This is a genomic window from Halodurantibacterium flavum (assembly GCF_042681825.1).
GTDB classification, from domain to species: Bacteria; Pseudomonadota; Alphaproteobacteria; order Rhodobacterales; family Rhodobacteraceae; genus Halodurantibacterium; species Halodurantibacterium flavum.
Map to the genome: position 1 here is coordinate 45,520 of NZ_JBHUGH010000007.1, position 22,227 is coordinate 67,746.

Annotated in this window: 21 protein-coding genes and 2 pseudogenes; 5 read left to right on the top strand and 18 right to left on the bottom strand. The window is 63.4% G+C overall.

Going from position 1 to position 22,227, the window contains the following annotated elements; translation table 11 throughout:
- Nucleotides 1-19: 19 nt before the first annotated feature.
- From ACFSGJ_RS10165 to ACFSGJ_RS10195, 7 genes and pseudogenes are all read right to left on the bottom strand, one after another.
- Nucleotides 20-2,426, bottom strand: a pseudogene (locus ACFSGJ_RS10165) (class I SAM-dependent DNA methyltransferase); the annotation flags it as partial.
- Nucleotides 2,423-2,845 carry a type II toxin-antitoxin system VapC family toxin gene (locus ACFSGJ_RS10170; protein ID WP_390261243.1) on the bottom strand — a complete coding sequence of 141 codons (423 nt, stop codon included), beginning with the start codon at nt 2,843-2,845 and terminating at the stop codon, nt 2,423-2,425. The pseudogene ACFSGJ_RS10165 and the gene ACFSGJ_RS10170, both read right to left, overlap by 4 nt.
- A gap of 3 nt (nt 2,846-2,848) precedes the next feature.
- On the bottom strand, nt 2,849-3,097 hold the full coding sequence (locus ACFSGJ_RS10175; protein WP_390261245.1) for a FitA-like ribbon-helix-helix domain-containing protein: 249 nt from the start codon (nt 3,095-3,097) through the stop codon (nt 2,849-2,851).
- A gap of 48 nt (nt 3,098-3,145) precedes the next feature.
- Nucleotides 3,146-3,421: a WGR domain-containing protein gene (locus ACFSGJ_RS10180; protein WP_390261246.1), complete on the bottom strand. Its 276-nt coding sequence runs from the start codon at nt 3,419-3,421 to the stop codon at nt 3,146-3,148.
- A gap of 85 nt (nt 3,422-3,506) precedes the next feature.
- The gene (locus tag ACFSGJ_RS10185) at nt 3,507-4,439 is read right to left on the bottom strand and encodes a DUF2493 domain-containing protein (protein ID WP_390261247.1); all 933 of its coding nucleotides are present in this window, start codon (nt 4,437-4,439) and stop codon (nt 3,507-3,509) included.
- A 371-nt stretch (nt 4,440-4,810) separates the two neighbouring features.
- On the bottom strand, nt 4,811-5,842 hold the full coding sequence (locus tag ACFSGJ_RS10190) for a DUF7146 domain-containing protein (RefSeq protein ID WP_390261249.1): 1,032 nt from the start codon (nt 5,840-5,842) through the stop codon (nt 4,811-4,813).
- Between the two features lie 3 nt (nt 5,843-5,845).
- Nucleotides 5,846-10,210, bottom strand: coding sequence for a strawberry notch-like NTP hydrolase domain-containing protein (locus ACFSGJ_RS10195; protein WP_390261250.1), 4,365 nt, complete (start codon nt 10,208-10,210; stop codon nt 5,846-5,848).
- Nucleotides 10,211-10,387: 177 nt separating this feature from the next.
- Between ACFSGJ_RS10195 and ACFSGJ_RS10200 the strand changes: the two genes are divergently transcribed.
- The 3 genes from ACFSGJ_RS10200 to ACFSGJ_RS10210 all read left to right on the top strand — a co-directional run bounded on the left by ACFSGJ_RS10200 (nt 10,388) and on the right by ACFSGJ_RS10210 (nt 12,773).
- The gene (locus ACFSGJ_RS10200; protein WP_390261252.1) at nt 10,388-10,681 is read left to right on the top strand and encodes a hypothetical protein; all 294 of its coding nucleotides are present in this window, start codon (nt 10,388-10,390) and stop codon (nt 10,679-10,681) included.
- Nucleotides 10,682-11,044: 363 nt separating this feature from the next.
- Nucleotides 11,045-11,866 carry a type IV toxin-antitoxin system AbiEi family antitoxin domain-containing protein gene (locus ACFSGJ_RS10205; protein ID WP_390261254.1) on the top strand — a complete coding sequence of 274 codons (822 nt, stop codon included), beginning with the start codon at nt 11,045-11,047 and terminating at the stop codon, nt 11,864-11,866.
- Nucleotides 11,856-12,773, top strand: a complete 918-nt coding sequence (locus ACFSGJ_RS10210) for a nucleotidyl transferase AbiEii/AbiGii toxin family protein (RefSeq protein WP_291093656.1) — start codon at nt 11,856-11,858, stop codon at nt 12,771-12,773. The genes ACFSGJ_RS10205 and ACFSGJ_RS10210 overlap by 11 nt, the downstream gene beginning before the upstream one ends.
- A gap of 116 nt (nt 12,774-12,889) precedes the next feature.
- Here the strand turns inward: ACFSGJ_RS10210 and ACFSGJ_RS10215 are convergent, their stop codons facing one another.
- The 10 genes and pseudogenes from ACFSGJ_RS10215 to ACFSGJ_RS10260 form a co-directional block, all read right to left on the bottom strand.
- Nucleotides 12,890-13,534 carry a DUF6088 family protein gene (locus ACFSGJ_RS10215; RefSeq protein WP_465262129.1) on the bottom strand — a complete coding sequence of 215 codons (645 nt, stop codon included), beginning with the start codon at nt 13,532-13,534 and terminating at the stop codon, nt 12,890-12,892.
- Between the two features lie 6 nt (nt 13,535-13,540).
- On the bottom strand, nt 13,541-14,185 hold the full coding sequence (locus ACFSGJ_RS10220; RefSeq protein ID WP_390261256.1) for an antitoxin of toxin-antitoxin stability system: 645 nt from the start codon (nt 14,183-14,185) through the stop codon (nt 13,541-13,543).
- Nucleotides 14,178-14,597, bottom strand: a complete 420-nt coding sequence (locus tag ACFSGJ_RS10225) for a hypothetical protein (RefSeq protein WP_390261258.1) — start codon at nt 14,595-14,597, stop codon at nt 14,178-14,180. The genes ACFSGJ_RS10220 and ACFSGJ_RS10225 overlap by 8 nt, the downstream gene beginning before the upstream one ends.
- Nucleotides 14,598-14,671: 74 nt before the next feature.
- A complete protein-coding gene (locus ACFSGJ_RS10230; RefSeq protein ID WP_390261260.1) occupies nt 14,672-14,869 on the bottom strand; it encodes a hypothetical protein in 198 nt (65 codons plus the stop codon).
- A 1-nt stretch (nt 14,870) separates the two neighbouring features.
- Complete coding sequence (locus ACFSGJ_RS10235; protein WP_390261298.1) at nt 14,871-15,251, bottom strand: DUF6915 family protein; 381 nt, start codon at nt 15,249-15,251, stop codon at nt 14,871-14,873.
- A 153-nt stretch (nt 15,252-15,404) separates the two neighbouring features.
- Nucleotides 15,405-16,001 (bottom strand): annotated as a pseudogene (locus ACFSGJ_RS10240) (DUF932 domain-containing protein); the annotation flags it as partial.
- A 161-nt stretch (nt 16,002-16,162) separates the two neighbouring features.
- Nucleotides 16,163-16,549 (bottom strand): hypothetical protein, encoded by a 387-nt coding sequence (locus ACFSGJ_RS10245; protein WP_390261261.1) that lies wholly within the window; start codon nt 16,547-16,549, stop codon nt 16,163-16,165.
- Nucleotides 16,550-16,605: 56 nt separating this feature from the next.
- The gene (locus ACFSGJ_RS10250; protein WP_390261263.1) at nt 16,606-16,917 is read right to left on the bottom strand and encodes a type II toxin-antitoxin system RelE/ParE family toxin; all 312 of its coding nucleotides are present in this window, start codon (nt 16,915-16,917) and stop codon (nt 16,606-16,608) included.
- On the bottom strand, nt 16,895-17,149 hold the full coding sequence (locus ACFSGJ_RS10255; RefSeq protein ID WP_390261265.1) for a type II toxin-antitoxin system ParD family antitoxin: 255 nt from the start codon (nt 17,147-17,149) through the stop codon (nt 16,895-16,897). Before ACFSGJ_RS10255 ends, ACFSGJ_RS10250 begins: the two co-directional genes overlap by 23 nt.
- A 142-nt stretch (nt 17,150-17,291) precedes the next feature.
- Entirely contained in the window at nt 17,292-17,696 is a 405-nt protein-coding gene (locus ACFSGJ_RS10260; RefSeq protein WP_090271194.1) for a single-stranded DNA-binding protein, read from the bottom strand.
- A 424-nt stretch (nt 17,697-18,120) separates the two neighbouring features.
- Between ACFSGJ_RS10260 and ACFSGJ_RS10265 the strand changes: the two genes are divergently transcribed.
- Nucleotides 18,121-18,441, top strand: coding sequence for an H-NS histone family protein (locus tag ACFSGJ_RS10265; protein WP_390261267.1), 321 nt, complete (start codon nt 18,121-18,123; stop codon nt 18,439-18,441).
- Between the two features lie 28 nt (nt 18,442-18,469).
- Here ACFSGJ_RS10265 and ACFSGJ_RS10270 read toward each other — a convergent pair whose 3' ends face one another.
- Complete coding sequence (locus ACFSGJ_RS10270) at nt 18,470-20,965, bottom strand: cation:proton antiporter (protein WP_390261268.1); 2,496 nt, start codon at nt 20,963-20,965, stop codon at nt 18,470-18,472.
- 397 nt (nt 20,966-21,362) lie between these two features.
- On the opposite strand from ACFSGJ_RS10270, the gene ACFSGJ_RS10275 reads away from it, so the two are divergent.
- Nucleotides 21,363-22,217: a universal stress protein gene (locus tag ACFSGJ_RS10275; protein WP_390261270.1), complete on the top strand. Its 855-nt coding sequence runs from the start codon at nt 21,363-21,365 to the stop codon at nt 22,215-22,217.
- Nucleotides 22,218-22,227 lie beyond the last annotated feature (10 nt).

Below are 22,227 nucleotides of genomic sequence, written 5' to 3' on the forward strand. Positions count from 1 at the left end.
AATAGCGATATCGAGTTTCAAGCTTCCCGCACACCGTGGCGATCCAGACCAGATGCAGGCGCGAGGCGATTAGCGCCATGTTCCAGAGCGGGGCATCGTATAATGCGAGAGCGAGATTGGATACGCGCACGTCACTGGGCATCAAGCCACACGGCAGGTATTCTCGACGTTCAGAGGAGACGCTTGGAACGACAATTGAATTTACTTCTCCGATGATTGTTCGCTCGAACTTGTACGGCGTCAGCAAGCCCGCTTTACCGCGCTCACTCCCACCCTGTCGGTAGATTCGAATGCGCTCCAAACGCTCCGCAATCGGAGGAGAATGCGAGTTCTGCTTGGTGATCTTCAATCCAAAGACAATATCTTTGCTGCCCATTGATGAATTCGCTCGACCCGACAATTGGCCTCACGAGAGGAGATGCCTGAGGGAAAGCTTCCAAGAGATCGTTCGCCTCGTCAGGCGACAGCAACAGGTTTCCCTGATCCCGCGGTATGTTGCCGCCGAACATTGTCGCTATCTCTGCAATTGGTTCCGAGGCACGTTCAACAATAATATTGGCCCCTTCGGTGAGGTAGGCGTTTATAGATTCAACCGACTTCATAAAGTCGGCTCCATAAATAGCTTTGGACCGTTCACCAACAGCGGCGATCCCGACGATCACACAGGTGACCTGAGCGTTCTTGCTCGCATTATTGCCCCACAGAAAGTTCTGATGTCCGAAGAAGATTTCTTGTCCGTTCTGAAAAATCCTTGGCCAGATCAACGGAACTTGGACTCCTTGGCAAATCGAGTTTGTGGAGACAAACGCAAAACATCCGCCATACTTGATGAAGTCCGATGCCTTCCAAAACCAACCCGCAATGTAGTCAATTGCGCGAACTTTCTTGTTTCCTGGTAGCAGCGCGTTCAGATCGTCCTTTTGTTCCTTGGTCTGATATTTGTCACCGACATAAGGGGGGTTTCCGCAAACATACGTCTCGCCCCCTTCGTTCGCGAAGTCGATCTGCGCCTGATCCAGCGGCGACATGAACAGGTCATCGGCCTGAAACTTCACCCCCGTCCCCGTGGGCGGGCAGACCGACAGCCAGTCCAGCCGCAGGGCGTTGCCGCAGGTGATCCAGTTCTGCGCGTCCAGCGGCAGGAATTCCGCCAGCGCCTCTTTCTGGCCGCGATAGGTGACGTCGCATTGGTATTCCGCGATGATCAGCGCCAGCCGCGCGATCTCGGCCGAGAAATCCCGCAGCTCGATCCCGCGATAGTTGGTCAGGGGAATGTCGGTGCGCCGCTGCGGCTCGCCCCGTCGCTTGTTGATCTCGTACTCGATGGCGCGCATTTCCTTGTAGGCGATAACAAGAAAGTTGCCCGACCCGCAGGCGGGATCGAAAACACGGATCTTGGCCATGCGCGCGCGCAGATTGGCCAGCTTGCGCGCGTTGTCGCCCGCAGCTTCCAGCTCCGCCCGGAGATCATCGAGGAAGAGCGGGTTCAACACCTTCAGGATGTTCGGCACGGAGGTGTAGTGCATACCGAGGACCGAGCGTTCCTCCTCATCCGCGACGGCCTGAATCATGGACCCGAAGATGTCGGGGTTGATCTGCGTCCAGTCGAGGCTGCCGATATGCGACAGGTAGCGCTGCGCGATCTTGGAAAAGCGCGGCGCTTCGGTGGACCCCGAGAAGAGCCCGCCGTTCACATAGGGAAAGGCATCGGCCCAACGGGGCAGCTTGGCATTGGCACGCTTGTCGATGGGCGTGTTCATCGCGCGGAAGATTTCGCCGATCACTTCGTGCGTGTTCGACCCATCGCGGTTCGCCATCTGGTCGATGGTGGCGGTGAACAGGCTGTTACTGACGAAGATGTCTGTGTCTTCGGCGAAAAAGCAGAAGATCAGCCGCGCCATGAAGTGGTTCATGTCGTGGCGTTTTTCCGCGCTGCCCCAGTCGGGGTTGTCCTTGATCAGCTCGACATAAAGCCGGTTGAGGCGGCTGGTCGCGCGGATGTCAAAGGCGCTTTCGCGGATCTGCTTGACGGTGGAGATGCCGGCGAGCGGCAGGAAGAAGCCGAAATGGTCGGGGAAATCGGTGTAGCGGCAGGCGATGGTTTCGCCGGTGGTGATATCCTCAGCCTCGAGGTCGACGCCATCGGTGGCGAGAATGAACTTCGCCTTGGCGCGGGTCGTGGCGGGGCTGTTGCGAAGGGCGGTCAGGGTCGCCGCGATGTCGCCCGGCGCGCAGGTCGCAAGGTGGATGTTGTTGGTCTGCAGGACGCCGCCGAGGTCGGACTTGTTCGACGCGCCGGTGCGCAGCCGCTTGATGGTCGTGTCCTTGTTGCCGAAAGCCATGAGGAAAGCATAGGGGAACTCGGCCGCGTCAAAAGGCTGCTCGGCAAGTTCGGAAACGGCTTGTTCAATCTCAACGGCGTTCATGGGGCTGTCCAGGGGTTGATCAGGTCGATCTCGCAACCCTCGAAGTCAGGCGTATTGCGCGTTGCGACCGTGGCGCCGCAGGCGTGGGCAATGGATGCGATCTGGCAATCGGCCTGGGCGATCGGCCGCCCGGCGGACCGTCGTGCGGCAGCGATGGTGGCATAGGACTGCGCGGCGTCGCTGTCGAAGGGCAGGATACGACCGGCGAGGTCTTCGCGCAGGATACGGTCCACCGCGTCAACCAGCGCGGCGCGGCGCTTGCCGTTCCCCATGATCGCGAGGCCGTAGCGCAGCTCTGCCTCCGATATCGAGGTCAGATAGACGTTGAGCCCGTCCTGTGCCGACAGCCAGTGTTCGACCTTGGGCTCCGGGGCCGAGCGCAACAGCTCCGAGATGACATTCGTATCGAGGATGATCATGCGTCAGGCCTGGTCGAACGCGGGCGGTTCACGCATGGCTTCACGCTGCGGAAGGTCGAGATCAACACCGCCCAGAGGCGTGACCCGTGCACGGATGGCCGCGGCAAGATCGTGGGATGGCTTCGCTTCGCCGACAACATGGCGCAGGATCTCGCGCGCCTCCTCTTCCATCGAGCGGCCATGCTCGGCTGCGCGTATGCGAAGGCGGCGCTTCACGTCATCGTCAAGGTTCCGGATGGTAATGCTTGCCATGATATCCTCCTGAGAGAAGTGTAATCATCGCAATCAATGCGATCAAGACTAATCGCCTGAGTGCAGAGCCTCATAGCCCCGCCGCTTCTTCACCGCTGCCAGCTTCATCAACGCGGTGATGGCCTTGCCTTCATCCGGGTGGGTCTCGACCATCATCTGGCCCCGGAAGCCGATCCGGCCCCATTCACGCACAAGGCTGGCTCGACCGAACAGATCGCGCTGAACGCTCAGCCGATAGAAGCGACGCATGTTCCGCGCCGGATCGATCCGGCGCATCTGCACGTCGGTCGGGAAGACATCGAGCTGGATCGGGCTATGGTACATGTAGTGATCAATTGAGGTTTCCTACACAATATCAGGTGGAAGTGTGCGCTTCCACCTCGATTTGCCCGCCAAGGAAAAAGGGGGCTCATGCCCCCTTCTCGAACTTCATGACCGGGATGCCGAGCTTTTTGGCCTTGTCGGCGAGGTTCTCCTGGATGCCGGTGCCCGGGAAGACGAAAACACCCACCGGCAGCACGTCCAGCATGGCGTCGTTGCGCTTGAAGGGGGCGGCTTTTGCATGCTTGGCCCAGTCCGGCTTGAAGGCCACCTGCGTCACGCCCCGGGCCTCGGCCCATTTGGCGGCGATGAGCTCTGCGCCCTTCGGGCTGCCACCATGGAGAAGGACCATGTCGGGATACTTGGTCCGGACCTGGTCGAGCTTGCCCCAGATCAGGCGGTGATCGTTGAAGTCGGTCCCGCCGGTGAGGGCGACTTTGGGGCCTGCGGGGAGCATCACCTCGGTTTCCGCGCGGCGCTTGGCGGCCAGGAAGTCGCGGCTGTCGATCAGCGCTGCGGTCATGTGTTGGCGGTTCACCATCGAGCCAGTGCGGGGCCGCCAGGTCGATCCCGTGTGATGGACGAACTCGGTGGCGGCGTGATCGCGCATCATGTCCATGCAGTTGCGCCGTTCGATCAGCGTCAGGCCTTCGGCCGTCAGGCGCTCGAGTTCGGTGGATTCCACCTCGGAGCCGTCCTGCTCGCGCTGGAGGCGGCGCTGCGCCTGCTCGTTCTCATCGAGCGACCGCTCGATCCGGGCCGTGGCGCGGTGGAAGAGGTTGACCTGGCCCCAGAGCACCTCTTCGAGGTCGGGTTCCATGCGGGTGTCTTCCAGGGTCGCAACGAGGGCGTCGAAGATGTCGGCGACGGCGACCGCAAGGCGCTGCCCATCGGGCATCGGGCGCGGATCGGGCTCGTCAAAGGGGCGGTAGCCGTAGAGCTGCAGCTCGTCGAGCGCATGGGCGGTCTGGGATGCGGTGTGGGCGGGTTCATACGCGTCGTCGTGGGTGTGGATCGTCATCGGTTTCTTGCCTCCGGGCCTGTCTCGTCCGCGCGACAACCCGCGCGGCCTTCATGGGCTGCGAAAGCCGTCACGGGGGACGCCCCTTCACCCCGCCTTCGGGGCCGGAACGCATGTGGAGGAGGACGGGGGGCGGCTGATTTGTCTTTCGCGATGCAAAGGCGGGGCTTGTCCCCGCCGGTGGAAATCAGTCGCCCCCCGTCCTTGAAGGGGCGGCACCTTTGACGGCCGCCTGCCCATCTCTTGAAGGCCGCGCGGGTGTCGGGTGGATGAGATTCACCCGGAAAAAGGCAAAGGTGATGATCCACACCCACGACAAGAATCCGTAACCCCTGCCGCGCACTCCCAGACAGCCTCTTGCGCGATGCTGCTCAGCCTGACAGGCGATGCCGATCCTCAAGCCCGATCTGCCCTGCCAGATGCTGGCGCAGCGCCTTTTTGCCGTTCGCCCGGAGATCATCGTTGAAATCCCCGAGCCGTGGTTCCAGCACCCGTACGGCAATCCCGACCTCTGTGGCTCTGACGCTCAACCTCTCTGCCGCGCGTTGCCCGGCCGGATCGCGGTCGATCGCGATGTAGAGTCGCTGCAATCCCTCTGGCAGCAGGACGGCCCCGAGGTGACCCGACGAGAGCGCCGCCCAGAGGGGAAGGCCGGAGGCCGCCTCGGACAGGGACAGCATGGTCTCGATGCCCTCGCCGATCACGAGGATGTCATCATGCGGGGTCAGCCTGACGGCATTGCCGAGGAGGTGACCCATGGCACGCCGCTGCGTCTCGACAGCCGCCTTGCCCTTGCCGTCGTGCGCAAGCCAGGTGCGATGCACACCCTGCAAGGCCCCTGCCCCATCGGTGACCGCCGCTATCAGCGCCGGTCTGGGGATGCTCCGGGTCTGGCCATCATCTCGATGCCAGCACTTCGGGTGGAAGCGCAGCGCGCTCATCGTGCCGCCTTGGGTGATGCCTCGGGAGCGGAGGTAGGTGTCGGCAAGCGTGCCTGCGACCGGCACCGAGGCTGCAAACAATCGCGCCGCCGCCGCTGGCGTGCCACCGGGGGCTTTGGCCTTCTTCGGCACTGGCGCATCCGGGAGGACCGGCTGGGGACGGCCCAAATGCGCTCGGGCCTCGGCCAGAAGATCGGGAAAGCGCGAGATCCCGGTTCGCTCGCGGATGATGTCCAGAAGATCGCCATGCAGTCCGACAGCCGCGTCCTGCCATTTGCCACGGGCTCCCGGTCCTGATGTGGGTCCAGTCAGCCGCACAAAGAGCGAGCGGCCAGGGTTGTTCTGCAGATCGCCCACGATCCAGTAGGACCCTTCCCGCCGTCCGGCGGGAAGGTAAGCGCGACAGACGCCTTCGGCGTTTTCCGCCAAAGCGCGGATCAGATCTTCGGTCTCGGAATACATGGCTCAGGACCCTCCACGTGCATGTAGTCCCGTCACAGGACAACGTGCAAGAAGCCGCTCGAGAACGGCGATGCCGCTGGCGTCGGTGGGGCAGAAGAGGCGCAGCTTCCAGCTGATGATCTCCGAGAAGAAGCCATCGGCCTTGAGCCGGTCTTTGGCGGCCTCGGAGAAGCCCGACAGTTCTACCCGGTTCACACCCATGACGCGGGACCGGTGCAACTCCATCCCCTCGGCCAGGCGCACGACGGTCTTGCCCTCCAGAACGAGGGCAAGAACCTGCGCGGCTGTCAGCTGCGGCGCATCAGCGGCCAGCGTCGTCGCGACCCAAGACGGCGAGACGCGGCGACCGATGATGCGCTGGCCATCGTCGGTCTGCAGCCGGTAGACTCGGGTTTCGTCCTGGGGAAGCTGCTTCCAGATCGGCAGCAGCAGCCCCGCCACGATATGCAGCGTGGTTTCCGTGAATTCCGGCACCTCGGCCAGTTCCGCGGTCCAGGCTGCAGTGAAGGCCGCCCGATCTGCCTCAAGCCAGTGGGTTTCTTCCATGATCTTCATAGGCACGGTGCTGGCGTCAGTCGGGCGGATCAGCCGCAGGCGGGGCTCGATGGTGCCGTCGTCCATCATTAGGCTGGTGGCGGGCGCCTGCACGGCAGACCGGCCCGAGCGGCTGTTGACCAGCAGGCGTGCCTTTGGATCGTCGAGCCAGTCGAGCGCATCCGCCAGTGACAGCGGTGTATTGCGCCGCTTCTCCGCGATGGTGAGAAGCTGGGTTTCCGCGCCGGAGCCGGGATGGGTGTAGATCACCCGGGCATCCGTGACGCGAAAGCTTTCGGCGCGCAGCGTCTCGAGCCCGAGGTCGTAGACCCCGGCCGCGATGGCCCCCTCGATCCGCTGATCGAGCAACTCCTCGAAGGCCGCGAAGAGCACAGCCTGCATGTCGATTGTGAGCGCCAGCAGGCGATTGAGGAAGGTCGTGATCGGCGGCAGGTCATCCTTCAGACCGTTGTCATCGGTCAGGCTGAGGCCGGTCGCATCCTCAAACGCCCCGAGCGAGCAGCCCGCAACATCACCGCGATAGAGGCGGCGGTAAAGCTGGCGCAGAGCGTCGCGGGCATAGGGAGACTCCAGGTTGTCCTCGGGCCGGAACAGCCCCTGCCCGCCGGTTTGACGCTGGCCGCGCGTGATGGCACCCAGCGTGTCGAGACGGCGGGCGATGGTCGACAGGAACCGCTTCTCCGCTTTCACATCGGTAGCAACGGGCCGGAACAGCGGTGGTTGCGCCTGGTTGGTGCGGTTGGTGCGGCCCAGTCCCTGAATGGCCGCATCGGCCTTCCAGCCCGGTTCCAGCAGATAGTGGACCCGCAGGCGCTGGTTCTTGGCGCCAAGATCGGCGTGATAGCTGCGCCCCGTGCCGCCGGCATCCGAGAAGATCAGGATGCGCTTCTGGTCATCCATAAAGGCGGCGGTTTCCGCGAGGTTGGCAGAGCCCGCCCGGCTTTCCACGACCAAGCGGGCGGCAGAGCCCTCGCCTTTGCGCACGATGCGGCGCGACCGGCCCGTCACTTCCGCCACCAGATCCGTGCCGAAGCGCTGGACGATCTGGTCGAGCGCCCCAGGCACAGGCGGCAGCGAGGCCAGCTTTTCGATCAGCGCATCGCGGCGGCGCACCGCCTCGCGGCATTCGACCGGCTGGCCATCGCGCGTGACCGGGCGCGAGGAGAGGTTGCCTTCGCTGTCAGTGAAGGGCTCATAGAGCTGCACCGGGAAGGAATGGGCGAGGTAGTCCAGGCAAGCCTCTCTTGGCGTGATATCCACCCGCACATCGTTCCACTCATCCGTGGGGATCTCCGACAGGCGGCGCTCCATCAGCGCCTCACCTGTCGAGACGATCTGGATGACAGCCGCATGGCCTGCGGTGAGATCAGCGGCGATGGCGGCGATCAGGGTGGGGGTTTTCATCGAGGTCAGCAGATGGCCGAAGAAGCGCTGCTTGGCGGACTCGAAAGCCGAGCGGGCGGCGGACTTGGCTTGGCGGTTCAGCGTACCGCCGGATTCGCCAGTAATGTTGGCCGCTTCCAGCGCCGCGGACAGGTTCCGATGTATGACTCCGAAGGCGAGCGCATATGCATCATAGGTCCCGCGCTGCTCCGGCGTCAGCGCATGTTCCAGCATCTCGTATTCGACGCCGTCATAGGACAGCGAGCGCGCCGTGTAGAGGCCAAGCGACCGCAGATCGCGGGCCAGGACCTCCATCGCGGCAACGCCGCCAGCTTCAATAGCTTGCACAAATTCGGCCCGCGTCGAAAACGGAAAGTCCTCGCCGCCCCAAAGACCGAGGCGCTGCGCATAGGCGAGGTTATGGACTGAGGTCGCCCCCGTGGCCGAAACATAGACCACGCGGGCATTGGGCAACCTGTGCTGCAAGCGCAGACCCGCCCTGCCCTGTTGCGAGGCCGTGATATCGCCGCGCTCGCCTTTCGATCCAGCGGCGTTGGCCATGGCATGGCTTTCGTCAAACAGGATCACCCCGTCAAAATCCGCCCCAAGCCAGTCGACGATCTGATCGACGCGGGATTTCCTGGCGCCGCGTTCTTCCGAGCGCAGCGTGGCATAGGTGGTGAAGAGGATGCCTTCGGTCAGCGGGATGTCTTTGCCTTGCGCGAAGCGCGACAGCGGCGTCACCAGCAAGCGTTCCTGTCCGAGTGCGGACCAGTCGCGCTGCGCATCCTCCAGCAGCTTGTCGCTTTTGGAGATCCAGAGCGCTTTGCGCCGACCCTGCGCCCAGTTGTCGAGCAGGATGCCGGCGGACTGGCGGCCCTTGCCCGCGCCCGTGCCATCGCCGAGGAAGAACCCGCGGCGGAAACGGATGGCGTCAGCGGCATCGTCCGGCGCGGCCGAGACCATATCGCCGGTTTCATCGACAGTCCAAGACCCCGCGAGATACGCGCCATGCGCCTCGCCCGCGTAGATCACGGTCTCGAGTTGCGCCTCGGAGAGCAAACCATCGCGCAGGACGGCCGTTGGCAGCTTGGGGCGATAGCTGGGTTTCGGGGGGGCAACCGAGGCCATGGCAGCGGATTGCACCAGCTTCGTCGGATGCGGAGCTGCGCCGGGGATGTCGATCGCCTGCAGGCGGAAGGTCTCATAAATGGCATCTGACAGGCGCGCGCTGGCCCCGTCCTCGGTTGCATCGCGCAGGGTATAGGCGAGGTCTGCGGCCTCGATCTGCGGAGCGGTGTTGGTGGCGGGTGTTGCTGGCGTGGCGCGCGATGTGCTGATGGCTGCGCGCGTGGTGCGGGCAGGATTTCCCGGGCAGGGGGAAGAGGGGCCCTGCCCTGCTGGTGCGACCTGCGCCAGCACAAGGCGCGGGGGGACATGGGCGGTGATCAGCGACAGCAGGCTGGCGACATCAGGCGAAATCGGGCGCGCCAGATCAGCGGTTATGCCACCCCGCTCACCGCCCCGGCACTTGTCGAAGACCGAGATCCGTGTCTCGAAGCTGGTGCCGTGCTTGGCGAAGGCGGCACCGGAAACCGCACCCGTAAAGACCAGATGCGCGGTCTCGGTCAGGCGGGCAAAGGTTTCCGCCCAGGCAGGGGCGTCGGGCGCGAAGCCCGCACCGGTGATGGCGACCAACCGTCCGCCGGGGACCAGGCGCGCGAGCGCAGAGCGCAGATGCCGGGCCGTCGCCTCGGTGGTGCGGGCGTCGACATTGGCCACCGCCGAGAACGGCGGGTTCATCAGGATCACGCTCGGGCGCAGATCCTCGTCGAGATGATCGTCGATTTGCGCCGCGTCAAAGCCCGTGACGGGTCGGCCCGGAAACAGGCGGCGCAGAAGATCGGCGCGGGTGTCGGCAAGCTCGTTTAGCATCAGGCTGCCGCCTGCGATTTCGACGAGGATCGCAAGAAGCCCGGTCCCGGCCGATGGCTCGAGGACGAGGTCACGCTGCGTGATCTGCGCCGCGGAAAGAGCGGCGATCCCCATTGGTAGAGGCGTCGAGAATTGCTGGAACCGCTCCATCTCCTCCGAGCGCCGGGTGTGCGTCGGCAAGAGGCCGGCCACCTTGGCGAGGATCGGCAGCAGCGCGGCAGGCGAGCCCGCCCGGGCGAGCAACGCACGGCCGAATTTCCGCAGGAAGAGGACCAGCGCCACCTCGCCCGCCTCATAGGCAAGCTTCCAGTCCCATGCGCCATCGGCATCAGAGCCGCCAAAGGCGCGCTCCATCTCGAGGCGCAAACGCAGCGCGTCGATCTGGAAGCCTTGGGCGAGATCGGGCTGCAGCGCCTCGGCAACGGCGAGGATCGCAGGCGCGGGATCGCGAGAGAGAACAGGAACGGAAGGCGCAACAGGCGCGAGATAGGTCATCGGGAAACTCCGGAATGAGGGACAGGATCAGGCTCGGACGCCCTCTCTCGGGCACCCTCAGGCCTGATCTTCCCCCGCCCATCTCTCCCTCTCGAACCGATGCGTTCAGTTCGCTCGGGTTGATTTTGTTCCTGATATGTTCTATATTGGAAGCCAAGCCAGAAAGGGAGTTTCCCGATGGACAGCACCACATACGCCTTGCCCGCGACGCCCAAGCAGATCGCCTATGCGCGGTCGCTCGCCCTCCGCAACAAGACCCTCCTGCCATGGGAGGTTCAGCAAGATCGGCGCTCCTTGAGCGCCTGGATCGACGCGCAGGCCAAGCTGAAGCCGGGCACGCAGGACAGCCGCCCGACATCAAAGCAGGTCGCCTTCGCCGAGCGTCTCGCCCGGATCAAACGCCGCGCCGTGCCGGATGAGTGTTTCCGCGACAAGGGGCTGATGTCGAAGTGGATCGACGGGAATAGGTGAGGACGGCACCGGCTGGCTCCGGCCTTCCGGAGCTTCTGCCATACCGCGGCTTGGCAAACCGAGCGTAGTTGCCAACCTACAGGTTGGCAGGGGCACTTTGGGAGATCAGCCTCGGTCAAGCTCCTGTCCGAAGGACCAAGGTCTGGTCGCGGCGGCACGCCGGGAGGTACACCGCTGCGACCTTCGGCAACCACCGCAAGTCGTTGCCTTCTCTCGACCCAGAGTCTTCAGATCTCCCTCCACTTGGGGCTAGTCCCTCAATTCTTTGGAAATGGTGATATTGGAGTGTCCATAGCGCTGGAAAAGCATCCTCATCAAAGAAATCTGTAGATGTCTCTTTGAAAATATGTCAATTTGGGTATCATGGACGCCGCAAGGTCACAGAATCTGAAGAAACTGCTCGATGCAGTGCCCGCCGGGTATCTGGTCGATGCCGCGTGGCTGGTCTCCCAAGGCATCGCCTATGAGAGCTTCCGTGACTATGTGAAGCGCGGCTGGCTCGACCGCATCACCCGAGGCGTATTCCGCCGCCCACTCCCCAGCACCGCAGCCACCCCGACATCGAACAGCATCGACTGGAAGACCTGCATCCTCTCCACGCAGCATATTATGGGCCACGACCTGCATGTGGGCGGCACCACGGCGCTCGGCGAACAGGGGCATGCCCACTATCTGCGCCTCGGCGAAAGCGGTCAGGTCTGGGTCTATGGGGAAAGTATCCCCAACTGGCTGGCGAAACTGCCGATGGATGCCACGATCAGAACCCGCCCCCGATCCTTGTTTACCGATCCGAAACTGGGCTTGATTGATGGCAAAACGACCGGCCAGCCATGGGACTGGGGTCTGACGATGTCGACGCCGGAGCGCGCGATCCTTGAGGCCATGGACGAGTTGCCCGACCATGAAAGTTTCCACACGCTCGATATGGTCTTCGAGAGCCTGACGACCCTTCGCCCGAAACTGCTTGCCGACCTCCTCCAGGCGTGCCGCAAGATCAAGGTCAAGCGCCTGTTCTTCGTCTTTGCCGACCGCCACGACCATCCCTGGCGCAAAAGGATCGACCCGCAGGCATTCGACCTCGGCAACGGTGACCGAGCCCTGGTCCGAGGCGGGAAGATCCACCCGCGCTATCGGATCATGGTGCCGGAAGATTTCGTGAAACCGGAGGCTGACAGTGGCGCGTGAGACCTATGAAGCCCAAGTCGCGCTCCTGGTGCGCGTCCTGCCCCATGTCGCGGGCGAAAACGTATTCGCGCTCAAGGGTGGGACGGCGATCAACCTCTTTTACCGCGACCTGCCGCGGTTATCGGTAGATATCGACCTGACTTACCTTCCGATCAAGGAACGCGCCGAGAGCCTGGACGAGATCAATGCCGCGATGGATCGCATCGCGGCTGCCATCGAAACCGGTATCCGCGGCGCAAAATCTCAGCGCATCCAAGGCGGCGGCGGCGGAGCCACACGGCTGCTGGCGCGCCTCGGCAATGCCGAGATCAAGATTGAAACCTCGCCCGTCACCCGTGGCGTCGTCCACGACCCGGAAATCCGGACCGTCTCGGCCGCTGTCGAGGATGCCTATGGCTATGCTGAAATGCAGATCGTCTCGTTCGAGGATCTGTTCGCAGGCAAGCTGCACGCCGCCCTGGACCGGCAGCATCCCCGGGATCTCTACGACGTCACGCTCCTTTACGAAAACGAGGGCCTGACGCAGGACCTCTTCCAGACCTTCCTGATCTACGTCGCCAGTTCGCCCCGTCCGGCGCACGAGTTGCTCGATCCGAACCTGATCGATCTCGAGCAACCCTACGCGCGGGAATTCGAGGGCATGACCAGATCACCCGTCCCTCTCGACACGCTTCTGGCGACGCGGCTGAGATTGATCGCCGATGTGCAATCGCGGCTCGATGACAAGGCGAGGCAGTTCCTGCTGACACTTCAAGACGGGGAGCCTGACTTTGCGGCGATAGACCGGTCGCGGGCCGCTCACCTGCCAGCCGTGCAGTGGAAACTCCTCAACTTGAACAAGCTGAAGCGCGACAACCCTGCAAAGCACGCCGCGCAGCGCGACGCCCTGCTGATGCTTCTGGGCTGAGCCATGCACCGCACCGTCGCGAGGCGGGTGAGCACTGGCCCCCTGCGTCGACTGTCTTGAATTTGCCCCCCGCCTCGGAATGGGCACCAGGCAAAGCGCTGAAGCGCACTGACGCCTCAGCCATGGACTATCTCTCCAACCAATCGTGCCAGCCAAGTCGGGAACTGCGGCGCAGCAGACACCAGTTCTGTCTTTGCCGTCTCCGTGAGCTTGGATCGCAGGATTTGAAGAGCTTTGGGAGCCTCATCCGGTCCAAGCCATGCCAGCGCACGGACGGCCTGGCCCGAGGTCTTGCTCCCAAGGGCCAACTGCCAGCGCGGCGCATGACGCAGCTCGACCGCTTGCCGGCCAAGGTTCAGCACGCGGCTTCGACCGGAAGTGAGGTAAACCGACTTGACCGGCACCTGTGTCGTGAGGCCCAGAGCGTTTGCCGCAGCAGCACCGCTCGGCACAATCGTCTCGCCCCGCTGCACTGCGAGCGCTTCAATCGCCTGTTCAGCCGACGGACTGCGCGGACCAAAGCGTGTCTGGACGGGGCGCATGTAGATGCCGCGTCCTGCTCGGATCAACTCCCCACGTGCGGCCAGACGCGACAGCGTCTGATCGACCGCCGCGCGCGAGCCTAGGTGCAGGAGCCCCTTCGCTGCCAAGGGCACCCCCTCCGGCAACGTCGTCGCGACATTCATGATGCTCTCGGCCATGCGCTCCATGATCGCTCCTTTGTCAGAAATGTGCGCAAATTTCTGACAGTTTTCAACCATGCGCTCTCACCCGAACCGCCGCCCGGCTTCGGTAAAGGTGTACTCGTTGACGATGATCCCCTCTTCGATGGCTTCGTCCGAGGTCAGGTGGTCGTATTCAGCCTGAAGCTGGCGGTAGAGCCAGCGGGCCAGATCACGCAGCGCCTCGGTCACGATCTCCTCGGCGTCTTCGGTCGGCGGCTGCCAGGTCGGGCTGTCCCGCGTGACGTCCACCGACATCGTGTATTCGTGGTAGTAGCGCCCGCGATGGCTGACCTCGGCGGCGAGCTGGTAGAAGTTCCGCCGCTGGATGGCCTGCAGCCGGTCGGCGATGCCGTGCAGCGTCGCGTCCGTGGGCGCGTAGTCCCGGATGCGCGTGGCCCCGCCCTTGGCGTGGGACCAGTAGCTTTCGAAGCAAGCGCCGTCGCCCTGGCTCCAGAACCCGGAGAACCAGATGCACGGCTTGGCCCGCGTCCCGCCGCCCATCAGGCGGACGGGCGTGGTTTTCAGGCGGATACCGAGGATCTCGCAGACCCTCTCAAAATCCTCATAGACCGCGTCCCACCAGTCGTCGTGTGGGCCGCGTTCGCGATACCAGCTGCGCGCCTTTTCCTTGGCGGCATCTGAAAGTTCTGGGAACTGGTAGACCGTGGTGCAGATGAGCTCAGGCATCGACGTCCTCCCCGTTCAGCGCGGCGGCAAGCCATTCCTGGCTGCTGGTCCAGCCGACGGATTTGCGCGCACCGAGATCGATGACATGCGCGCCGCCGCCGAAGGCGTCGAGGCGAGGCCGGGAGCAGGTCAGAGAATACTGAAACCCCCAGAGACCGGTGAGGTCGAGATCGTCCGCAAGGCGCAGCACGAAGCGGATGACCCCCTCGACATCGCCGTGCTCGTCGTCATGGATCCAGAGGGTGCTGCCCTCGGGCGCGTCCTGGCGCACGAGGTCGAAGCCCGCGACCTCCGGGTCGTCGGCGTCCTGATCCGCAGCGCGGAGTTCCTGAAACAGGGCGAGTGCGCGGGCGGCGTTGTCGGGGGTGCCGACGTCGAGCAGGCATGAGAAGTGGGTGAAGTAATCCGCCATGGGAACCTCCTGAATGGGGAAGACCCGGCCAAGAGGCCGGGCGTTGTGTTGGAATGAAGAGGTGGTTGGGGCGATCAGCCGGTGGGACTTTCGCCCGCCGCATGTCGCGCGGCATGCGCGCAGAGCATCTGCCGGTAGAAGCGCTTGCGAGCTGCCCGGAAGCCGCGCACGGCGCGCGTGTCGGGGTGGAGCACCCGGACCGCAGCACGCAGGACCGCGTAGGGCGAGGCCGTCAAGGGCAGGCCGAGGCGCACATAGGTGGAGTCGGTCATCTCAGCTCACCTCGACCACGGGTGAAGCGAGATGCGGATCGACAAGCGCCTCGATCCGCTCGGCCCGACCCATCCAGGGCTCGGGCCGGATGGCCTTCACCCAGTCGGCAAAGCTCGGGATGAAGCCGAGGTCTTCCTTCACATGCTGCTCGCCGACCCAACGGGTCGGGATGATGCGCCCGGTCGAGAGTGTGAGGGTCTGACCGAAGATGGTCTCGGCCATGAATATGCCCTCGGCATGGTGACGCAGCGCCCGGTGCCGGAAGTCCGCCGTGATCTCCTTGCTCTGGTCGAACCAGGCATGCACGGCCATGAAATCGTCGACCGTGCCGCCCCATTTCTTCACCGAGGAGAGGGCGTGGTGATAGCAACTGTCTTTCAGGAGACTGCAGAAGCGTAGTCCGTGGCGTCTCGCGCCATCGCGTTGATGATCGTGAGCAGCTTGCGGGCGCATGCTGTAATCGCAAGTTTCGGAGGCTTTCCAGAATCCTGAAGTCTGGCTCGAAACGCCGCCAACGTCGGGTCGAACCGGCTGGGGGTTGTAGACCCCGGTCGACCAGTCGAGCACGCCCGGCACCTTCCAGCGCGTGTCGCCCGTGCCGTTGCCCGCGATGCGCTGCACCGCCTCGACCAGTTCGAAATCGTGGATGCGGCCGTAATCGGGGCCGGTCACGGCGCGCAACTCCGTGCGGCCATCTTCGGTCTCGAAGGTCTTCACCTGCTCGGCGCGGTGGTTGGTCAGACCATATTGCAGGTTTATGCCCGCCAGCGGCGCCGGCAACTGCCGCAGGTAGGACGCCGGCGCGCCGACGATGCTGGCAAGCTGGCCGAATGCCCAGTGCGTGGGCGCGACCGGTTCCTGCGCTTTCGGCAGCATCAGGTGCAACCGTTCAGGGTTGTCGCGCGCGGCCTCGACCCGGATGTCCGCCGTCTGCACCACCCGGCTGCGGCTGCGCTCGGACCGACCCTTCACATTGGTCCAGAGATCATCGAGCGACAGATACCGCTCGTCATCGGGCCGGTTGAACCATTCGGACGACACCCGCCCGTTCCGCTCACCCCGGCTCACATCCACCTTCCAGCCCCCCGCCCGCGCAGGTGCGACCGGATCCAGAACTTCCACAACGCCCATCGGCTATCTCCCATGACAGGTGCCGGGAGCCACTCTCCCAGCCCTCAACCTGTCACGAAAGCAACCAACCCATCTCTGACTCTCAGATCGCTGATGCACAGAACATCGTTGCAGACCGGGCGTTTCGGCTGAGCTTGGGCCCACCCAAACAGTCAAACGTCTCACCCTTTCCGGGGTACCCCCAGTTCAGCAACTGCTTCGAGAAAAGCCGTGTCGAGAACCGGGTTGTCCCATTTGTTCGATGCAGTCATCCAGCGGTCGAGATGATCCCTGAATCTCAGATCATCCCGCCTCATGTGAAACGTGAACAGGCGATTGACGATGTCCCGCATCAAGTCCGCCATCTGCGCATCATCGATATGCGACACCGTGCTCCACGGGATGGTCTGACCTGTGGCGTCGATCACGTTCACGTCCGAATAATCGCCGGTCAGCGTCACCGGCTGCTCCCCGGCGTGCAAATCCTCCAGCCGCGTGTTGCGGATGCAGATCATGGCCATGATCTTCGCGAGATCGGCGGCAATGCGTTCTTCGTCTTCGACCTTCATGCTCAAATCCTCTCGCAGCCCCTCGCTTCGCCGCGAAGGGCTGCGAGAGCATCAGATCACTCGTTCAGATAGGCGACCCAATTCTGTCGCACATGCACAATGCGCAACACCTGTAGCCACTCCTCCTCGATGCGGTAGATGATCAGATGCGATCCCGAGCGGTAAAGGCGCACGGGCGGGCGGATTTCAGTGCGTTCGCGCGCGATCCCCGGGTGCTGGACCAGCAGGTCCATGTCCACGGCGAGCCCGCGGATATAGGTTTCTGCCTGACCAACAGACCAGGTACGCGCGGTATAAACCCAGATTGCGTCCAGATCATTCAGCGCAGCAGGTGATAGGCGATATTCAACGACCGTCGGTTCCGGCATTCTGATCCCGCTTGCGGGCAAGAAATGCCTCAACATCCAGACGTCCTGCCGGACCGCTTGCGAGACCCTCATCGACAAGCTGCTGCAACTCGACGATGGCCTGCTGGCGATCCTGGTCCCGGCGGATCAGATCGCGCACATAATCGCTGGCGTTGCTGTAGCGCCCATCTTGTGTCTGGGCCTCGACCCAGGCCTTCATCGGGTCCGGCAAAGAAACATTCATCGTGGCCATGGTCGCGATCTCCTTTGCAAGGACGATGACATAAATTGGCAAAGCTTGTCAAACTGTGCCGATGTCCTGCTACACGGCTTGCCGTGCGCATGCCCCGAACCCGGCGGGTTACCCCGCCGGGCCCGAGGGGAGACCCCGTTCCTCAGAACGGGATCTCGTCGTCGCGGTCGACCAACTCGGGGTTTTCGTTCTCGGCCGACTTCGGCCGGCTCAGGAAGTCGACCTTCTCGGCGATGATCTCGCAGCCGTAGCGGTCGTTCCCCATGCTGTCGATCCACTTGGTATAGTGGATGCGGCCATGGACGAGGACCTTCATGCCCTTTTCGCAATGCTCCGCGACCGTCTTGCCGAGACCGTTGAAGCAGGTGATGCGGTGCCATTCCGTGTCCATGACCCGGTAGCCGTTCTCGTCGCGCAGGACGCGACCTTCCGAGAGGCGGGGGCGGGAGGTGGCGAGGCTGAAGTTGGTGATCTTGGTGCCGCCCTGGGTGGTGCGGACTTCGGGGGTCTGACCGATGTTGCCGGCGAGGATGACGATGTTCTGCATGATAAGCTCCTGTGTGTCCTGTCTTCGGGACCGTCCCTTCGACAAGACCCGGAAGAAGCCCGTCGGGTGACGCGTGCACGGTGGACGGAACGGACGCCGGAAACCCCCAGAGGACCGGGGTGGAGCGGGCAGCCCCAAAGGGGCAACACGGCCCGGACTGACGCGGGGTTGCGCGCGAGAGCCCGAACGGGATTAGGGGATTGTCAGTCGAAGGGATGGCCCAGGAGACAGAGATGCGCGGGGAGCCCATGCCAGACCCTGTCACCTTGCGCATCGAGACAGCCAGACCCCCAGTTCAGCACCTCCCTGGCGACGAAATGGCGATCAACAGCCTCTGCCACCCCTGCCCCAGCCTTCCGGGAGTTGCGGCGCCCTGCCGCGACGGGCTATCGATACCGGGACATTCAGGACACGGACCGCATCAATGGCTGATTACGCTCTCGAGGCACTGTCGCTCAACGAGCTGAAGAAAATGCAGAAGGACGTCGCCAAGGCGATTGCCACATTCGAGGATAGGCAGAAGGCGGAAGCCAGCGCCAAGGTGGAAGCTCTCGCCCGGGACCTGGGCTACTCCCTGGCCGAACTCGTCGGTACCGAGACGAAAACCTCCCGTGCGCCTGCCCCGCCGAAATACCGGCACCCTGAGAACCCGGCACTCACCTGGTCTGGCCGAGGGCGGAAACCGCAGTGGTTCGTGGAAGCTCTAGCGGTAGGACAGACGGCTGAGAGCCTGTCCGTCGGATGAACGTAATGGGCACGCGATCTCCATGTGCCTACAGCCCCAACGCTTCCGTGGAAAGCCCCCGTTTTTCGGCGCTTTCCCTGACGGCAGCGCGCAGTGCGTCGCTCTTCTCCAGCAAGCGGCGAAACCGTGCCTCGTCCAACACAAGCAGGGTCGAATGGGTGATCGCGGTGATCTGGGTCCTTCGAACCTGTCGACTGAGAAGCGACAACTGCCCGAACATCTCGCCGCGACCGAGCTTGCTCTTCTGACCTGCTGTCTCGACCTCCACGGCCCCTGACGCGATGAAGCAGACTTCGCGCGGAACGTCACCCTTGCGCATGAGCACCTCGCCGGGCTGAACGTAACGTGCCCTGAGCGTGCGGGCGAGTCGGGCGCGGCTTTCTTCCTCCATATTGGCAAAAAGCGGAAACTGGCGCACCAGTTCGGTCTTCTGCACTGCAAGGTCGAGCGCGGGGCGGGTTTCCGCGCGTTTCCGCTTCTCGCCCAGCTCCTGCTTGAGCGTGGTGTACAGTTCGCGGCCAATAAGGCCATCCTGATAGAGAATGTCGTATTCGCGCTCTTCCAGCCGGAGCGATGTACGGCGGATAAAGCGGCGTTCGATCTCTTCGGCATAACCGGGATATTGCAAACGAAGCCCGTCCAGCGCTGATTGGGTTTCCTCCTCGCGACGCTTCAGCAGCTCATGCAGGAGATCGGCCACGCGGCGGCCATGGATGCGCCGGATCTTGCCATCGATATACCCGTGCAGATCCCGCAAGGTGAGGCGTTGATTGAGCAGAATCTCGAAGCGGTCAGCTGTCATCCGGCCCAACGAGCCCGAAAGCCGCAGCCGGTTGTGAAGGAAAATCGCCAATCGATACCAGCGGCCCTGCGCAAGACTCAGGCGCCCTGTCGTTCTGTATTCATCGCGCCCGCCAGCCCGCGTGCGTTCGATCAAGCGGTCAGCGTCTGACAGCATCTGTTCGGCCAGTCGTGCCGATATCTGCTGTTCCCGAAATGCCTCGAGGATCATGTCCCGCTCGCGCCCGGCGAGCGCGACAAGGCCAAGGGTGATCCTGTCGCGATCCGGGATCTCGTCGACCCCCTCCGCCTTCGACATCGCGCTGTCCAGGCGTTCGGCAAAGCGCTTGGCCTCGGATCGTACGATCTCTCGCGTTAGTTCATGGCGCTGCGCGGTATTCGCGACTTCCTCGCGCACGTTCTCGAGGGCGACGGCGATCACCTGGTTCGACAGAGCGCGATCCAGCCGCGACAGCTTGTCGAGACCGAGAAGCGAGATGATCCAGCGCAGGGTCGTTCCCTGAAAGAGAAGTGTGTAGAGCGTGAATCCGGTTGCCAGAATGCCGACCTCGCGCTTGATCTCGATTGGCACGCGCAGGTTCTCGGTCACGGCCAGCGCAAGAGCCAGAGTAACGGCGCCGCGCAGGCCACCCCAGAGGATGGCGACCCGGTAAGGTCGGTCCACCCGTGGCGAGAGCTTCATTGCGGTCAGCAGCGGAAGAACAAGATACAGCATGAAAAGCCGGGCCGCCGTGGCCGCCAGGATCACCACCCCGATCAGTGCGACGTCACGAAGCTGCACGTCCCCCAGAAGACGCGGCACAAGGAACGCGGCCAGAAGGAAGATGAGCGCACCGGCCCAATGCGCCAGAACATCCCAGACCTCGCGCAGGTTGGACCAGTTGCCCGGCGAAAGACGCCCGGGGCCGAGATAGTTGAGCGTCATCCCTGCCATGACAACGGCGATGACGCCCGAGACGCCCAGAACTCGATCGGCCACCAGATAGGTGATGTACGGCAGCGCCACGCTGAGCGAGACCTGCGCCAGGGGATAACGGCTCATCAGCCCGAAGAGCGCGATGCAAACCCGCGCGAAGACCCATCCGATGCCGATCCCGCCGAAGACTAGCGTCGGAAAGCCCACCAGCGCGTCGCGCAGCGTGGGGTTGGGCACGCCCAGCATGACGAAGGTCAGGAAGAAGCCGAACAGCGCGATGGCAGCGGCGTCATTCAGCAGGCTCTCGCCCTCGACGATCCGGGTGAGGCGTTGGGGAGCGGCGATGTTGCGGAAGATACTGACCACCGCCGAAGGATCGGTCGTCGCGACGATCGCACCCAGCATCAGGCAGGCCATCAGCGGCAGTGTGGTGAAGGGGGTCAGCGCGAAGCCGATGGCGAAGGTCGCAACCACCACTGCGAGCACTGCCATGACAAGGATCGGCACCCAGTCATCGGCCATCCGGCGCAGGTTCAGCCCCAACGAGACCTGAAACAACAAGGTTGGCAGAAGGACGTAAAGGAAGACGCTGGCGCGGATGTTGAACTCGAACAGTTCGACAGCCAGAGGCAAGCCCAGAAGTTCGCGGCCGTGATCGACCAGGAGAACGGCTGCAAGGCCGATCAGGGTTCCGATAAGTGCCAGCACCACCGTGTAGGGCAGCCGGGCGCGGTCGGCCAAAGGCTCGCTCAGGGAGATAACAACAAAGAGCGCGGCAACGATGCCGACGAGCGAGATGACATCCATGACATGGCCGATGACCGCAGGCGCGGCTTTGGTGGATAGATGGTTGGGAAGCCCTTTCCTGAATGCGGCTTTTTCGGGTTATCGTCAATCCCCGCGCCCGTCAGGGTTTGACACCAGATGCTTGATTTCACGCATCAATCCGGTGGCGTCCGCGGCATCCCAGCCGACGTGCGCGTCCTCTGACCGGACGATACGGGCCCCACCAGGTTCCGCGGCGCGACGCAGCTTCCGGTCATACAAAGCACCCCCGCCAGCCCGGCCCGGGTCATTGCCATCATGGCTTTGACAAAGGTGCCCGCTGACACCTCTGGCTGGTCAGGGTTTCCGGGTTTTCATGACGGAATTTCAATGTCATACTAAGGGAATGCCGAGAAATTAACCAGAATCCGCCGGAGCCATGCTCAAATCCATCCTCGTCGCCTCTGATCTGTCCTCCCGCGCGAAACCCGCAGTACAGCGGGCCGTTCAACTAGCAGATGCGACTGGCGCGAAACTTGCCGTGTTGCATGTCGTCGAGGATGATCTTGTCGAGAGCCGAGTGCGCGAGGAAATCTCCAACGCCGAGACCTTTCTGTTGGACCAGATCGCAGGGCTTGGCGCGCCATCGCACGCAGAGGTCGCAGTTGTTTCGGGCCATGCCTTTCACGCCATAGGGGAGGAAGCCCGGGTCCGCGAAGCAGATCTGATCGTGATGGGTGCACACAGGCGCCAATTCCTGCGCGATGTCTTCGTGGGCACGACGATCGAGCGCGTGACCCGCACCGCAGGCCGCCCGGTCCTGATGGCCAACTCTAAGACCGGCGAGCGCTGGCGGAAGGTGTTGATCGCCACCGACATGTCGGACGCATCGGGCCATGCCGCCCGCAAGGCACATGAGCTGGGCCTGCTGGACGGTGCCGATGTCACCTTCGTTCATGGCTACGCGCCGATCACGCGCCAGATGATGACCCATGCCGGCATCCCGACCGAGCGGATCCATGCGGAAGCCGAGAAAGAATTCCAGTCGACACGTCGCGAGCTTGGCCGGTTCGTTCAGAGCCTCGATCTTGGAGATCTGAGCTACAATGCCCGGATCATCGAGGGCGTCGGCGCGGACGCCATCGCCGGACTTGTGGAACAGACGAAGCCCGACCTTCTTGTCATCGGCACGCGCGGGCTGTCAGGCGTCAAACGGCTGTTTCTGGGCAGCGTGGCGCAGGAACTTATGGGCAGTGTCGACGTTGACGTTCTGGCCGTGCCACCTCAGGCATGATCTGCGTCAT